This window comes from Haloarcula onubensis, assembly GCF_031624605.1.
Classification (GTDB): Archaea; Halobacteriota; Halobacteria; order Halobacteriales; family Haloarculaceae; genus Haloarcula; species Haloarcula onubensis.
Map to the genome: position 1 here is coordinate 318,238 of NZ_JAMQOS010000003.1, position 13,136 is coordinate 331,373.

10 protein-coding genes are annotated in these 13,136 nt (G+C 69.4%); 2 read left to right on the forward strand and 8 right to left on the reverse strand.

Annotated elements, in window-relative coordinates:
- Positions 1 to 39: 39 nt before the first annotated feature.
- From NDI86_RS11035 to NDI86_RS11055, 5 genes are all read right to left on the reverse strand, one after another.
- Positions 40 to 1,038 carry a DUF1616 domain-containing protein gene (locus tag NDI86_RS11035; protein WP_310900480.1) on the reverse strand — a complete coding sequence of 333 codons (999 nt, stop codon included), beginning with the start codon at positions 1,036 to 1,038 and terminating at the stop codon, positions 40 to 42.
- 78 nt (positions 1,039 to 1,116) lie between these two features.
- Positions 1,117 to 2,031, reverse strand: coding sequence for a glycosyltransferase family 2 protein (locus NDI86_RS11040; RefSeq protein WP_310900481.1), 915 nt, complete (start codon positions 2,029 to 2,031; stop codon positions 1,117 to 1,119).
- 52 nt (positions 2,032 to 2,083) lie between these two features.
- Positions 2,084 to 3,595, reverse strand: a complete 1,512-nt coding sequence (locus NDI86_RS11045; RefSeq protein ID WP_310900482.1) for a hypothetical protein — start codon at positions 3,593 to 3,595, stop codon at positions 2,084 to 2,086.
- 114 nt (positions 3,596 to 3,709) lie between these two features.
- The gene (locus NDI86_RS11050; RefSeq protein WP_310900483.1) at positions 3,710 to 5,881 is read right to left on the reverse strand and encodes an oligosaccharide flippase family protein; all 2,172 of its coding nucleotides are present in this window, start codon (positions 5,879 to 5,881) and stop codon (positions 3,710 to 3,712) included.
- A gap of 194 nt (positions 5,882 to 6,075) precedes the next feature.
- A complete protein-coding gene (locus tag NDI86_RS11055; protein WP_310900484.1) occupies positions 6,076 to 7,002 on the reverse strand; it encodes an alkaline phosphatase family protein in 927 nt (308 codons plus the stop codon).
- A 503-nt stretch (positions 7,003 to 7,505) separates the two neighbouring features.
- Between NDI86_RS11055 and NDI86_RS11060 the strand changes: the two genes are divergently transcribed.
- Together NDI86_RS11060 and NDI86_RS11065 are read left to right on the forward strand one after the other, a co-directional pair.
- The gene (locus NDI86_RS11060; RefSeq protein WP_310900485.1) at positions 7,506 to 10,082 is read left to right on the forward strand and encodes a PEP/pyruvate-binding domain-containing protein; all 2,577 of its coding nucleotides are present in this window, start codon (positions 7,506 to 7,508) and stop codon (positions 10,080 to 10,082) included.
- A 113-nt stretch (positions 10,083 to 10,195) separates the two neighbouring features.
- On the forward strand, positions 10,196 to 10,924 hold the full coding sequence (locus NDI86_RS11065) for a competence/damage-inducible protein A (RefSeq protein ID WP_310900486.1): 729 nt from the start codon (positions 10,196 to 10,198) through the stop codon (positions 10,922 to 10,924).
- Positions 10,925 to 10,986: 62 nt separating this feature from the next.
- Here the strand turns inward: NDI86_RS11065 and NDI86_RS11070 are convergent, their stop codons facing one another.
- From NDI86_RS11070 to NDI86_RS11080, 3 genes are all read right to left on the reverse strand, one after another.
- Positions 10,987 to 11,859, reverse strand: a complete 873-nt coding sequence (locus NDI86_RS11070) for an alpha/beta fold hydrolase (protein WP_310900487.1) — start codon at positions 11,857 to 11,859, stop codon at positions 10,987 to 10,989.
- A gap of 97 nt (positions 11,860 to 11,956) precedes the next feature.
- Positions 11,957 to 12,211: a glutathione S-transferase N-terminal domain-containing protein gene (locus tag NDI86_RS11075; protein ID WP_310900488.1), complete on the reverse strand. Its 255-nt coding sequence runs from the start codon at positions 12,209 to 12,211 to the stop codon at positions 11,957 to 11,959.
- Between the two features lie 116 nt (positions 12,212 to 12,327).
- Positions 12,328 to 13,089, reverse strand: coding sequence for a DUF4397 domain-containing protein (locus tag NDI86_RS11080; RefSeq protein WP_310900489.1), 762 nt, complete (start codon positions 13,087 to 13,089; stop codon positions 12,328 to 12,330).
- Positions 13,090 to 13,136: the final 47 nt, after the last annotated feature.

A 13,136-nucleotide genomic window follows, 5' to 3' on the forward strand; every position in this document is an offset into this window, starting at 1 on the left:
GTACGGCGCGTGTCGTGGGCGACATCGTAGCTGTGCCCATCAGTTGACCGTAATCGGGAGCCGCAGCGTTCGATAGGCGTCGCCGGGGCTGGGGTCCGCCGGTGCCTGGCCGCGGTACAGCGAGACGAGCAGTCGGCGGTCCGAGCCGCGTCGGTCGGGCGAGACGTCGAACTCGACGGTCCGGCGCTCGTCGTGGGCGAGTGAGACGCGCTGGCTCCCCGCACGGGTCGACTCGAGCACGTCGGCGTCGGCCCCGGTGCCGTTCACCCGCTGTATCTCGACCACCGCCTCGTAGGTCTGTCGCTCGTGTTCCTGGTTGACGATAGTGACCGGCACTGTCCGCGTCTCGCCGACGGCGAACTGCGAGGGGTACATCGACTGGCTGTCGCCGCTGACGTCGCCGGTGTCGACGTAGAACTCGGTGAACCCACCGGCCTGGGGCGGGTTCACGGCGGCGTAGCCCACGGAAGAACAGAGCAGGAGGACGCTCGCGGCGAGGCCGACGTTGTACAGCCGACGGCGGCTGTCTGTCCCGCCGAAGGCGCTCGTCGTATCGACGTAGCCGAGGTTCGAGACGACCTGGCCGAACTGGGGCGTGTAGCGACTTTCGGCCGGCAGCCGTCTCCGTCGAAAGAGCCCGCCGATGGTGCACGCCAGCGTGAGGCCGGCGAGCGCGAACAGGAGCGGTCGAACAGCGAGACCCCATGGCGAGACGCTCGTCAGCAACGCGACACAGGGGACGAGAACGAGCGTCGAAACGACCGCGAAGACGACCCGCTCGACCGTGTCGACGCCGCGTTTCGACGGCAGCGGGTTCCGTAACCCGCGCTGGGTTTCGTCGACGGTCCGGACGGCGTGGTTTCCGGACGACGGGTACAGCAGGGCGACGAACGCGTAGCCGGGAAGGAGCGTGACGAGCGGGACGACGGCGGCGATTCGCACGACGCCGGTCGCGTCGGCGGTGACCGCGAGGACTGCCAGCCCGGTCAGCAGTGCGACGAGCGAGAGGTCGATATACCAGCGGTCGAGATGTGACATCGAGCGCCCGTAGCCCCCATGAGGCCCTTATTATTCGTCGGATAAGCCGTGTGTCGTGCCGGCCAGGCGACCCCCGGGTTAGCCGTGGGCGGCCTTCCGACGGACACCCGACCCGGCGCTCCAGAGGACGCCCGGCAACTGCCGGACCGACAGGCGGGCGTCTTTGAGATAGCGAGCGGCGTCGACGAACGCTCCCTCCTCCAGATAGGCCTTCGTCAACACCAGATTGTGGGCCGTTCGTACGTTGTAGCCGTCTCGCTCGGCCGCCCGCACGAGCGACGCGTGCTTCGAGATGAACGCCTCGTCGGCCCGTGCTATCGCGGCGGCCGACGGCGTCCCCGTCTCGTATCGGGTCACGAGCGGTTCGTCCACGTACGCGAGTTCCCCCTCCTGAATCACGCGCAGGAGGAAATCGGGGTCCTGAAACCGGTCGAGTGTGACGTCGAACCCCTCGATGGCTCGCGCGACGGCCGTCTCGACGAGGAGGGTAGAGCCCGCACCCGAGTGGAGGTGGTCCGCGAGAATCTCGCCGGCGAGTTCCACGCCGCCCTCCTTGGGGCGTTCCTCGTCGGTCCTCGAGAGCATCTCCGCGACCGTCGAGCGAAAGTCCCCGCTGGTCCCGTCGAGGTCGTACTCGAAGTCACAGTACACCGCCACGCAGTCGTCCGGCGCCGCCTCGTACCGCCGGAGCTGTCGTTCGAGTTTCCGCGGGTGCCAGCTGTCGTCCGAGTCGAGGAAGGCGACGAACTCGCCGTCGGCGTGTGTGATGCCGGTGTTCCGGGCCACGTTCGCCCCCCGGTTGGTCAGGTGCGTGATGACCTCGAGGCGGTGGTCGTCGTAGGCATCGAGCATAGAGAGGGTCCCGTCGTCCGAGCCGTCGTTGACGACCACGAGCTCTATGTCTTCGCAGGTCTGTGCCAGCACGCTGTCGACTGCCCGCCCGAGTTCGTCGACGCGGTTGTACGTCGGGATGACCACAGTTACCGTCGGCATGCGTCTGTGGTGGCGTCCTGACGCATTTACTAGCCACCCGGTAAGCGGCGGCTCAGTACGTCGTCCCCGTGACGAGGACGGCGCTTCCCCCGTCGTCCTCGATGCCGTCCGGCAGTTCGTTGTTCTTGACGCGCACCGTGTCGGCCGACGGGCCGATGCGGATGGAGCCGGTGCCGGAGTAGCTGTTCAGATAGTTGTCCTCGACCCAGACGTTCGTTCCGCGGGCGTGTACCGGCCAGTCGGAACTCTGAATCCGGCAGTCGTAGACGACGGCATCGTCGCCCAGGAGCGCGAGGCCGCGACGGCGGCCCCCGCCCCACTGGTCGACGGTCAACTGTCGGAACTCGCTCCCGTCCCGTTCACACCGGACGGCGTGACGGAGCGTCTCGCCCGTGGCGCCGCCGCCGACGTGGCCGCCCTGGACGACGAGGCTGCCACCGTCACCGAGCGCCCGAATCGCGTTCCCGCTGCTCTCGATGTCGATGTTCACGTCGACGACCGAGAGCGGGCCGCTGCCACGCCTGGCGACGATACCGGAGGCGGGGACGGCGCCGATACTGACGTCGCTCTGCCTGATTGTGGCCCGCTCCACGCCCCCGCGTAACTGCAACGCGTCGCCGTTGGGTGTGGCGAGGGCCAGGTCGACGCCCTCGACGTCGACGGCCTCGGCGTAGTCGAACCGCATCGGTATCTGGGCGCGGTAGTTCGGCGCCCGGTCGTCGACGACGACGGTCGCTCCCTCGACGGCGGCTTCCCGAGCCCCGATGCGGACGTTCACCGGGCCGCTGTTCGCGAACCGGCCGCCCCGGACCGACACCGTCCCCTCGCCTTGCACGTACAGCCCGTTGTCCGGGAAGTTGTTGACGACGCAGTCCCGGACGGTGAGGTGTCCCCGATGGTCGTTGACGAGTATCCCCGTCGGACCGCGCCAGAGGTCACCGGGCGTCTCGGTCTCCCAGTCCGCGCCGTCCGGCATCCGGACGCCCGAGACGACGCCGCTGCCGCCGGGGTCGGTGACCCGGACGAGCACTGGTCCCCACGTGCCGCTGTCGTGGCGGCCGACGATATCGACGTTCTCGAGCCGCAAGCTATCGGCGGCGCTCAGGTGGAAGGCGCGGATGCCGGTGCCGGTCCCGCGCTGGTCGACGTCGAAGTCAGCGACGCAGATGTCCCGCCCGGGGTCGTAGTGGGTTCCGAGGCGGAACAGCCGGTACGTCGGCCCCTCGAAGTCGTCGTAGTCGGCCGGAACCAGCGTCGCGTCGTCGCCCACCAGCCCCACGTTCGTGATACCGGACGCGCGGACCTGCGCGTCCATGTAGTAGCGTCCGGGTGGAAACCGCAGGAGCGTCTCGTCGTCGACGAGGTCCGCCAGGAGCGCGCTCACGGACTCGCCGCCACTCGCGTCCGCCCCCTCGTCTCGGACGTCGACGACCGTCCGATACTGGTCGTCGAGCGTCGCCGCTCCCGCGGTCCCGGTCGGTACTGAACCGAGGGCTCCGAGGCCGACCGCCCCCAAGAACCCCCGCCGACTCACCGATGCCGTCCTGTTGTCGCGATAGCTCACAGCCGTAGCTCGGCCGAATTGCCGATTATTATGCGGGCCCCAACGAGGCGCTTAATCGGACGTTGAGCGTGGCGACGTAACGGTGGTCGGCGGCGGCTACTGGGCCCCGACCCGTCAGAACAGGTCGGGAGCCAGCACCTGTGGCAGACTGATTTCGAAAAGCCCGTCCCCCGTCTCTTTTGACTCGTTCGTCGCTGTCTCGGTCCGGGTCGCCGTTTCCGTCGGCGTGGGTGTCGCGGTTTGTGTGGCAGTCGGTGTTTCCGTCGGCGTCGCTGTCTCGGTCGGCGTTTCCGTCGGCGTCGCTGTCTCGGTCGGCGTTTCCGTCGGTTCTGTCGCCGTCGGCGTCTCGGTCTGAGTCGGCGTCGGGGTTTCCGTGGCCGTCTCGGTCGGCGTCGGGTCGTCGAAGAACCCGCCGTCGTCCGTCTCGGTCGCGGTTTCCGTGGCCGTCTCCGTCGGCGTCGAGTCCCCGAACAGCCCGCCGTCGTCCGTCTCGGTGGGCGGTGGCGTGGTGGTCTCCCGGGGTTCGTCCGTCGTGAGCCTCCCGGTGGTCTGTTCCGGCGACGCCTCGGGCGTCGCCGTCGTCTCGGCGGTTGGCGTGTCGGCGGCCGGGCCCACCCCCGGTGTGTCGGTGCCGACGAAGTCCATCGCGGCGATACCGGTCCCGGTCGCAAACAGCAGCAGGCCGACGAGCAGGAGCCAGAACTGGCCGCCGTCGGGGAGGAGTGTGCGCCACATCGTGCTACGCAGCCTCCCATCGATTCCTCGCACGGTGCTCCCGACTGGGTCCGGGAACCGCGACAAGATGTCCACGCACTCGCGCGGCTGAAGTGCGCCGGTCAGAAAAGCGACGAGCAGGAACACCGACAGGCCGACCGGTGGCACGACGACCAGCGAGAGCAGGTCGGCCGAGACGACCCCGCTCAGCGAGGGCGGTACCGCGCCGACGACGTACCCCGGGAGCAACAGAATCGGCCCGGCGGCCACCGCGACCGTCAGGCCGACACGGAGCAGTCGGGCGTCCGCGAGCGGGTCGAACCCGAGCCGGCGAGCGCTCCAGACGTGGAACGCGAACATCGACGCGTAGCCGACGCTCGTCGCTATCGCGGCCCCGGTCATCCCGTAGCGGGGGATGAGCAGGAGGTTCAGCCCGAGGTTCAACACGGCCGCGGCGCCGGTTGCAAGTACCGAGTAACGCAGCGTCCCGTGGCCCTCCTCGATGGCGATGGTAGGCCGCACGGCCGCAAATCCGAGCGCGCCGGGGAGCAGGAGTAACATCGGCGTCACGGCCGGCGCCGCCGCCGACCCCCAGTACAGCGGGACGACCCGGTCGGCGAGCGACGCCAGCCCGAGCGCCATCACGGCGGTCAACAGGAGCGTATAGCGCGTCGTCCGCGAGGCGAGGCGGCCGATGCGGTCGGTGCGGTCCTGGGACCACAGCTTCGAGGTGGAGTGGACGTAGACGGTCTGGAGCGTCATCGGGACGAACCAGAGGAACTCCGCCAGCGTCAGCGCGGTCTTGTAGTTGCCCACCGCCGTGCTGTCGGCCAGCGACTGGAGCATGATGACGTCGACGTGGTACAGCGACATCATACAGACCGTCAGCACGATAGCCATCGTGTTGTACGTGAGCAGTTGCTGCCGGGGCAGCGCCGACCCCGCCGGCACGACCAGCGACCGCACCGAGGTCCGCCGGACGACGAGTGCGAGGCCGACGACGCCGACGACTACGGTACCGACAATCTGGCCCGTCAGCGCCCCGATGACGCCGTACCCGCGGTGGACGAGACCCAGCGCCGCGACGGCGAAGGCGACGTGGTAGACGACTTTCAGCGGCTCCGAGTACCGTTCCAGGCCAAAGCCCATGAGCGTCCGTCTGGCGTAGGCCCAGAACTGGGCGGCGACGACCATGACGACCATGAGCCGGAAGTACGGCTCGAAGGTCGGGTCGAAGTACCAGGCGACGACGCCCGTGCGGACGGCGCCGAGGTAGACCAGCGCGCCAAGCCCGGCCAGCAGCGTGGCCATCCGGAAGTAGAAGCCGACGACGTTGCCCTCCCAGTCGGTGCCGGGTCTGTCCTCGGCGACGAACTTCCGCACGCCGTTCGTGATGCCCGAGGAGACGAATATCATGAACAGGGCGTGAATCGACATCACCGTCGTGTACTCGCCGAACTTCCCCGGGCCCAGCAGCCGGAACAGGAGCGGCATCGTCACCATCGTCACGCCCAGCGTGAGGACCTTTCCCGAGAGGACCGAGAGAATACCGCCGAGGAGATTTCGTCGCATATGTTGTGTGCGTTCGTATCAGTGTGCCCGCAGCCGCCGGTGGTCGTCCGTCGCGTGGCGGCGTGTCGTATCTGAACTGCGCGGTCGTTCGAGGCATAGACGCGTACCTTCTGGCTCGAACTGTCGACCCAGGGGTGGTTTATTATATAGCCGGTAAACGACGCTCACTCGGCCCGCAGCGCCGTCGCGACGGCTCACGCGTAGCCGAGGTCGCGCAACCGCTCCTCGACGACGTCTGTCGCGACGTCCGCTCGTTCGCTCGACGACTCGCCGTCGCGAATCTCCTTTCGCGGCCCCTCGTCGTAGACGTGCCAGGGCACCTTCGTCAGTTCCTCCGTGTGGATGCCCGACGGGTGGCCGTACTCGCGCATGGGCAGCGGGAACGACCGCTCGCCGAACATCTCGCCGTGGTCGGCGCTGACGACGGTCTTGCCCGAAAGCGAGTCCAGCAGCCGCTCGACGCTCGGGAGCGCCACTTCCAGGTTCTCGCGGTAGGCCCGACGCAGCGTCTCGGGCTCGATGTCGACCTCGCCGTTCATGACGCGGTTGAAGAAGTCCAGCGAGTCGTTGTCGAAGTGTTCCCGCCCCGTCGGCCCGAGATACGGGTAGTGGGGCTGGAGGAAGTGGACCAGCAGCCGCTTGTTCGGGTACCGTTCGGCGGCCCGCTCCGTGGCGTCGGCCACGGTCTCGGGGCGGACGGTCCGGTGGGTCTCGTCCCAGCCGTCCTCCTGCCAGACCTCGACGACGTCGTGGAACTCGACCGAGACGAACTCCCGTTCGCTCTTGCGGTAGTGTTGCGGATTGGCCGTGACGTACACCGTGTCCGTCAGCTCGCGGCCGTCGAGATAGCGGCTCAGGAACTCGATGGTGGAACTGGACGCTACGTGTCGAGCGCCGAGGGCGCCGGTCAGGTCCGCGATATCGGCGAACGTGTCGTAGCGACAGGCGTCGAGGAGCAACAGGTTGTCCCACTCCTCCTCGAAGTAGTCGACCCGCTCGGTCCGGTCGACGTACTGGCTGTGGACGTCGAAGTACAGTTCGTTCAGTCGCCGAACGACGAGGTGCGGTTCGGACAGTCCCCGGCGAATCTGCGCCGGAAGCGACGATCGGGGGCGTTTCATCTGCCCGAGCCTTCCCGACGCGGGGCCAATATTATGTACCTGCTATGTAGCCAGCCACAGTGACGGGGCCACCGACGCGACTCGCGTGTGCGGCAGTGACCCTGTGAGACCGACACGAGGGCGGGTGAGACGCCCCTCGCCTGGTCGCCGCGACCCGCTCTATGGCGTCGTTTCCGCGGTCGAGGGAACCGCATTCCTCGACCCACTCGATGGACTTAACGGCGGGTTAAGAGTCCGCTCGACCGACGCGCCGGCCACTGGCCGGCCTCTGACGAACGGGAGCGGTCGTTCTGGCGATTCGAGACCGCGCGTCTCCCAAATCCGAGTCCCTGTCTGTCGGTCGCTCGCCGTCGGCGCCACCGGACGTGGACAGTCTCGACCAGGTGCGGCCTGCCCGAGTGCGCAACTCCGTACCGGCTTCTCTCCGCCGTCTCTCAGCTGAAACCCTGGCCACTCACCGTACACAGCCATGCAGTTAGATATCCTACAGTAGTGTGGATTCGATGCCACCACTCCTCCTCGCGCTCGATGCACCGCTGGCCACTGAGCCGTCTCTCACGGGCGGGAAAGGCGCCACGCTCGCCCGACTCCGACAGCGCGGCTTTCCGGTTCCCGACGGGGCCGTCGTCACCACCGAGCTGTTCGACCGGGTGACCGACGACCCGGCTATCGAGCGGCTCCGCGACCGCCTCGAACGCGCCGACGAAGACGACACGCCGGCCCGACGCGCCATCGCGGCCGACCTTCGCCGTGCTATCCGCGACCGCTCCGTGCCCGCCGACCTGCGCGACGCGCTCACCGCGACACTCCCCGATGGTCCCTACGCCGTTCGCTCTTCGGGCACCAGCGAGGACAGCCCGGACGCCTCCTTCGCGGGACAGTACGAGACCACACTCGGCGTCGCTGGCGGCGACCTCGCCGGGGCGATTCTGGCGTGTCTGGCGAGCCTGTTCTCCGACCGTGCGGTCGCCTACCGCGCCCGCAACGACCTCGCCACCGCGGCGCTCTCGATGGCCGTCGTCGTCCAGCGCGTGGTCGACGCGGACGTCTCGGGCATCTGCTTCTCGGCGGACCCGCTGACGGGAACTCGCTCGGTGTCGGTCATCGACGCCGGGAGGGGGCTGGGCGAGGCCCAGGTCTCGGGCACGGCGACCGCCGACACGCTCCGCGTCGACCGCACCGACGGCAGTGTGCTGGCGTATCACGTCGGCGCCGACCGCACGGACCCGGTTCTCACAGACCGGGACGCGACCGCTCTCGTCCGCATCGCCGCGCGCATCGAAGACACGCTCGGCCGCCCGCAGGACGTCGAGTGGGCCATCGCCGACGGCGAGATAGCCGTCCTGCAGGCGCGGCCGATAACCGCCCTCTACCCCGTTCCCGAACGCGAACCGCCCGGGGGCGACGTTCGGGTGTACTACAGCTTCGGTCACCGACAGGGGATGCCCGAGGCGATGCCGCCGCTCGTCCTCGACATCTGGGAGACGGAGGTCGAGTTCGTCCGCGAGCACTTCGGCCTCGCCGAGCGCTTCGGAGCGACGGCCGGCGGACGGCTCTACATCGACCTGACCGCGTATCTCACCAGCCCGTGGGTCCGCGACCGCCTCGTCCGGAACCTCGACATCGTCGACCGACCGGCCGCGAACGCCCTGCGAACGCTGTCCGAGGACCATCCCGAGGCCATCGCGTCTCCCGCCGGCCCCGGCAGCGGGGGCCTGGGTCCGCTCCGGACCCTGCGGTCGACGTGGCCGCTGCTCCGGGCCATGGTCGGGTCGATTCCCGGGTCCATGCTCGATTCGACGCCGGCGGCGACGCTCGACGGGATTCGCCGGCAGTACACCGACGCCGGCGACGCCGCCATCGAGCGCATCGACGCCGCCGAGGCGCCCGCGGAGCGGTTCACCACCGCTGGACGTGAACTCGAATCGGCTATCGACTGGCTGCTCGACCCGTTCTACGGCCCGCTCCTCTCGGCCATGCTCGCCGGAGCGGCGCTCCGGCGACTCGTCCCCGAGGAAGCGGACAGCGTCGACGCGCTCGCTCTCGGCATCGAGGGCGACGTCGTCTACCGGATGACGCGCCAACTCGGCGAACTCGCCGACGTCGCTCGCGAGTCGCCGGCCGTCGCGACGGCGCTCACCGACGGCGACACGCCGTCGCGGGCCGACCTCGCGGCTCTCGACGGTTCCGAGGCGTTTCTGGACGCCTTCGATGGGTTCCTCTCGACGTACGGCTTTCGCGCTATCGGCGAAATCGACGTCAGCCGGCCGCGCTACCGCGAGGACCCCACGCCGCTGCTGACCGTGGTCGCCAGCACGCTGGAGACACGCGCCGGCACGACCCAGAACGACATCGACGTAGCGTTGCGCGCCCGTGCCGGGGCTGCCGAAACCCGTCTCATCCGGGCCGCTCCCGCGCCGGTTGCCCCCCTCGTCCGGCGACTTATCCGGACGCACCGCGGGTATCTCGGCATCCGCGAACTGCCGAAGTTCGCCCTCGCACGACTGCTCGCCGAGCTTCGCGAGGCCGCCCTCGCGGCCGGCGACGAACTGACCGGGCGCGGGGCGCTCCCGGACGCCGGAGACGTCTGGCTGCTCACCGTCGCGGAGGTCACGCAGGGCCTCTCGGACCCGCGGACGCTCTCCGGCATCGACATCGCGGGACGACGGCGCGAGTTCGAGCGTGACCGTCGCCTCACCCCGCCACGGATTATCACGAGCACCGGGTACGTGCCGCCACAGCGGGACTCCGAGCCGGCGGCCGACCGACGCCTCCACGGCACCGGCGCCGCGCCTGGCGTCGTCGAAGGCACCGCGACCGTCGTCACGGACCCGCGGACCCAGCGCGTGGGCCGGGGCGACGTGCTGGTCGCGGCGTACACCGACCCCGGCTGGACGCCGCTGTTCGTCAACGCCGCCGTCGTCACCGAGGTCGGTGGGCGGCTGACGCACGGCTCGCTGGTCGCCCGGGAGTACGGCATTCCCGCGGTCGTCGCCGTCGACGGCGCGACCGAGGCGCTGGCGGAGGGCTCCCGCGTTCGCGTCGACGGTACCAACGGTGTCGTCGAGATACTCGAGTGACCGCCCCTCCCTGCCTCGACCGGCCGTTCGTCGTGGCGGGACACGCCGGTGGCGACGGGTCGGCGGCGGCCACAGCCAAACCCTTACGGCCGCCAGACTCTCACAACGAACGGATGGACGTCGCACTGCTCACCGTCGGCGACGAACTGCTGGCCGGTGACACGGAGAACACGAACGCGTCGTGGCTGGGCCGACAGCTCACGGCGGCGGGCGCGACCGTCACGCGCGTGCTGACCGTCCCCGACGACGAGTCGGTCATCGCGGACGCCGTCGCCCGGTACCACGAGGCGTTCGACGCGGTCGTCGTCACCGGTGGTATCGGCGGGACGCCCGACGACGTGACGAAAGCCGGGGTCGCACAGGCGTTCGGTCGCTCCCTCGTCGTTCCCGACGACGTTCGCGCGCATCTCGAAGCGAAGGCCGACGCGTTCGCCGCGGACAACCCCGAGATGGTCGACCGCTACGACATGGACCTGGACCTCGACGCGTGGGCGTCGATTCCGGCGGGCGGCCAGGCGCTGTTGACCGACGAGAGCTTCGCCGCCGGCTGTGTCGTCGAGGACGTCTACGTACTGCCCGGCATCCCAGAGGAACTGAAGGCGATGTACGCGACCATCGCCGACGCCTTCGACGGGGACCGGACGACGGAGACGATTCACACGCCCGCGCCGGAGGGCGCGCTGGTCGGGTACGTCACCACGGCGCGCGAGAAGTTCGGCGTCGCCGTGGGGAGCTATCCCCGGAAGGCGGACACGCCGGGCCGGGTGACGGTGACCGGCACGGACCCGGCGGCCGTCGCCGACGCCGCCGAGTGGCTGCGCGAGCGCATCGAGACGGTGTGAGCGCCGATAGCGGTGCGTTCGGGAGGACCGCGATTCGCCGGTCTGACCCGCCGCGACGTCGGCTACGACACGTCACGGAGTAGCGACCGACACTGCGAGACGACGCTCGCCTGGCCCGTCGGCGAGAGGAAGTGCCGCTCGCGGGCGAGTGTCCGGTGGGTCGCCCCGGGGAGATACTCGCCGGCCCGCTCGTGGAGCCACGCCGCCGGGAAGAACGGGTCCCGTCCCGCCCCGGCGACGAGCGTCGGCGCGTCGAACCGGGCGAGCGCCTGCGGCCCCTCGGGCCCGGGAAACTCGGCTCTCAGGTCGGCCGTGCGCAGCGCCGTCGCGACCGTCTCGCGAACGACCGGGGCGACCCCGTCGACCGATTCGGTAAACAGCGGCGACAGCGCCGCGTCGAGCACGCGCTCGCTCGGGCGGAGGCGATACAGCAGCGACAGGCCGACCACGCGAGCCAGCGACAGCGACGGCGAGACGCCGAAGCCGGCGGGGACGACGAGGGCCGCGGCCGCGATGCGGTCGGGCGCGTGGGCCGCCGCTTCCAGCAGGACGCCGCCGCCGTGGGAGATACCGACCGCCGGCGCTCGGTCGATACACAGCCCGTCGAACACGTCGGTCACCCACCGTCCGTACGACGCGGGGGGCTCGGTCCGCGTTCTCGCCGGTTCGCCGGGCGTCTCCGGTGCGAGCAGGCGGTACTCGTCGGCCAGTCGCTGGACCCACGCGAGCGTGACCGGCGCGGTGACGTTCCCGCCCTGCAGGACGACCAGCGGGGGCGCTGTGGGGTCGCCAGCCTGCAGGACGGCTGTCTGCCCGGCCGACGTCTCGACGGTCGTCTCCGTCGTATCGACCGTCAGCAGCGACTCGCGAGCCCGGTCGTACAGCGACGCGAACGGACCCGCCCCGCGGTCGCTCGTCGGGTCGTCGTGACGCATCTGACGGTCCTGGGACCGCTCCGCGGATAGCTGTTTCCCCGGGCCAGCGCGCGAGACGGCTCCGCTCGCCGTGTCGGCCTCGCTATCAGTGGCCCGCTCAGGCGTAGTGCTCGTCGAGATACGCGACGATGTCGTCGCTCTCGTACATCGTCTCCTCGCGCTTGTGGTCGACGAGGAACGGAATCTGGTCCTCCCCGCCGAGTGTGCACAACGCCTCGTGTGTCTGCTCGTTCAGCGTCTCCCCGTCGTGTGTCCGGGGATTGTGAATCGTGTACGAGACGCCCAGGTCGGACAGTTTCTGGCGGGCCGTCTCCGAGTAGGGACAGCCCTCTGCCTGGTAGAGTTCGAGCACGCTTCGAAGGAGGGGCGCCGGACGGATAACGGCCGGGCAGGGCCGTCCCGATATAGTCCGTACCGGCACCGACCGAGTCCGCGAAGAAAAATACCGCGCGGTGTGACGGACCGACGCTATTCGGCCGTCTCGTTCTCGGCCGTCTCGTCCTCGTACACCTCGACGGCGAACGGTTCGTCGACGGGTGCGTCGTCGGTGTCGAGGTAGCCCGTCGCGACAGCGGTGTAGGCCTCGCCGTCCTCGACGGTGACGTCGACCGTCGCGACGACGTCGCCGTCGTCGCCGTCAGTCGCGTTCCGGACCTCGAGCGTGTAGTTACCGGCAGGGACCGTCTCGTACTCGGTCGCGTTGCCAAACTCCACGTCGTCGAAGAGGACGGCGCCGGTCTCGTTGACGGTCACGTCGACGGCCGGCGCGTCAGGTGCGAGGTGAGCGAGCCGGACCGCCGATTCGTTGTCGGCCGGGTCGGCGTCGTCGGAGAGCGCGAGGGCCACGACGTCCTCGCCGCTGTCGTTGAGTTCACCGCCGACGGCGACGGTGGCCTGGCCGGAGTCGACGTCTATCTCGTCTTCGTACACCACGGTGTCAGCGTCGTTCGCCGGCGTCACCGTGACGTTCTGTGTCCCCTCCGGAACCGACTGATACTCGCTCTCCTCGCCGAAGGCCACGTCCTCGAAGACGAGTTCGCCGTCGACGTAGACGTCGACGGCCGGCGCGTCAGGCACCGCGTGGACGACCCGGACCTCCGCGTCCGACTGGTCCGCCTGTGCCGCCGCGACACCGGCGCTGGCGACCACCAGGCTCCCGAACACGGCCGCCGCCAGGACGAGCGTGAGCAGCCGCGATACTGTCCGTTCGTGTGTTGCGTTACTGAACATGCGACCACAGTATCGGTTTATATCAATATTGTTATGATTGTCGTATG

What these genes read in the sequence shown, in the direction of transcription:
- NDI86_RS11035 (WP_310900480.1), bottom strand. Translation starts at nt 1,038, where the DNA reads ATGTCACATCTCGACCGCTGGTATATCGACCTCTCGCTCGTCGCACTG.
- NDI86_RS11040 (WP_310900481.1), bottom strand. Translation starts at nt 2,031, where the DNA reads ATGCCGACGGTAACTGTGGTCATCCCGACGTACAACCGCGTCGACGAA.
- NDI86_RS11050 (WP_310900483.1), bottom strand. Translation starts at nt 5,881, where the DNA reads ATGCGACGAAATCTCCTCGGCGGTATTCTCTCGGTCCTCTCGGGAAAG.
- NDI86_RS11055 (WP_310900484.1), bottom strand. Translation starts at nt 7,002, where the DNA reads ATGAAACGCCCCCGATCGTCGCTTCCGGCGCAGATTCGCCGGGGACTG.
- NDI86_RS11060 (WP_310900485.1), top strand. Translation starts at nt 7,506, where the DNA reads ATGCCACCACTCCTCCTCGCGCTCGATGCACCGCTGGCCACTGAGCCG.
- NDI86_RS11065 (WP_310900486.1), top strand. Translation starts at nt 10,196, where the DNA reads ATGGACGTCGCACTGCTCACCGTCGGCGACGAACTGCTGGCCGGTGAC.
- NDI86_RS11070 (WP_310900487.1), bottom strand. Translation starts at nt 11,859, where the DNA reads ATGCGTCACGACGACCCGACGAGCGACCGCGGGGCGGGTCCGTTCGCG.
- NDI86_RS11080 (WP_310900489.1), bottom strand. Translation starts at nt 13,089, where the DNA reads ATGTTCAGTAACGCAACACACGAACGGACAGTATCGCGGCTGCTCACG.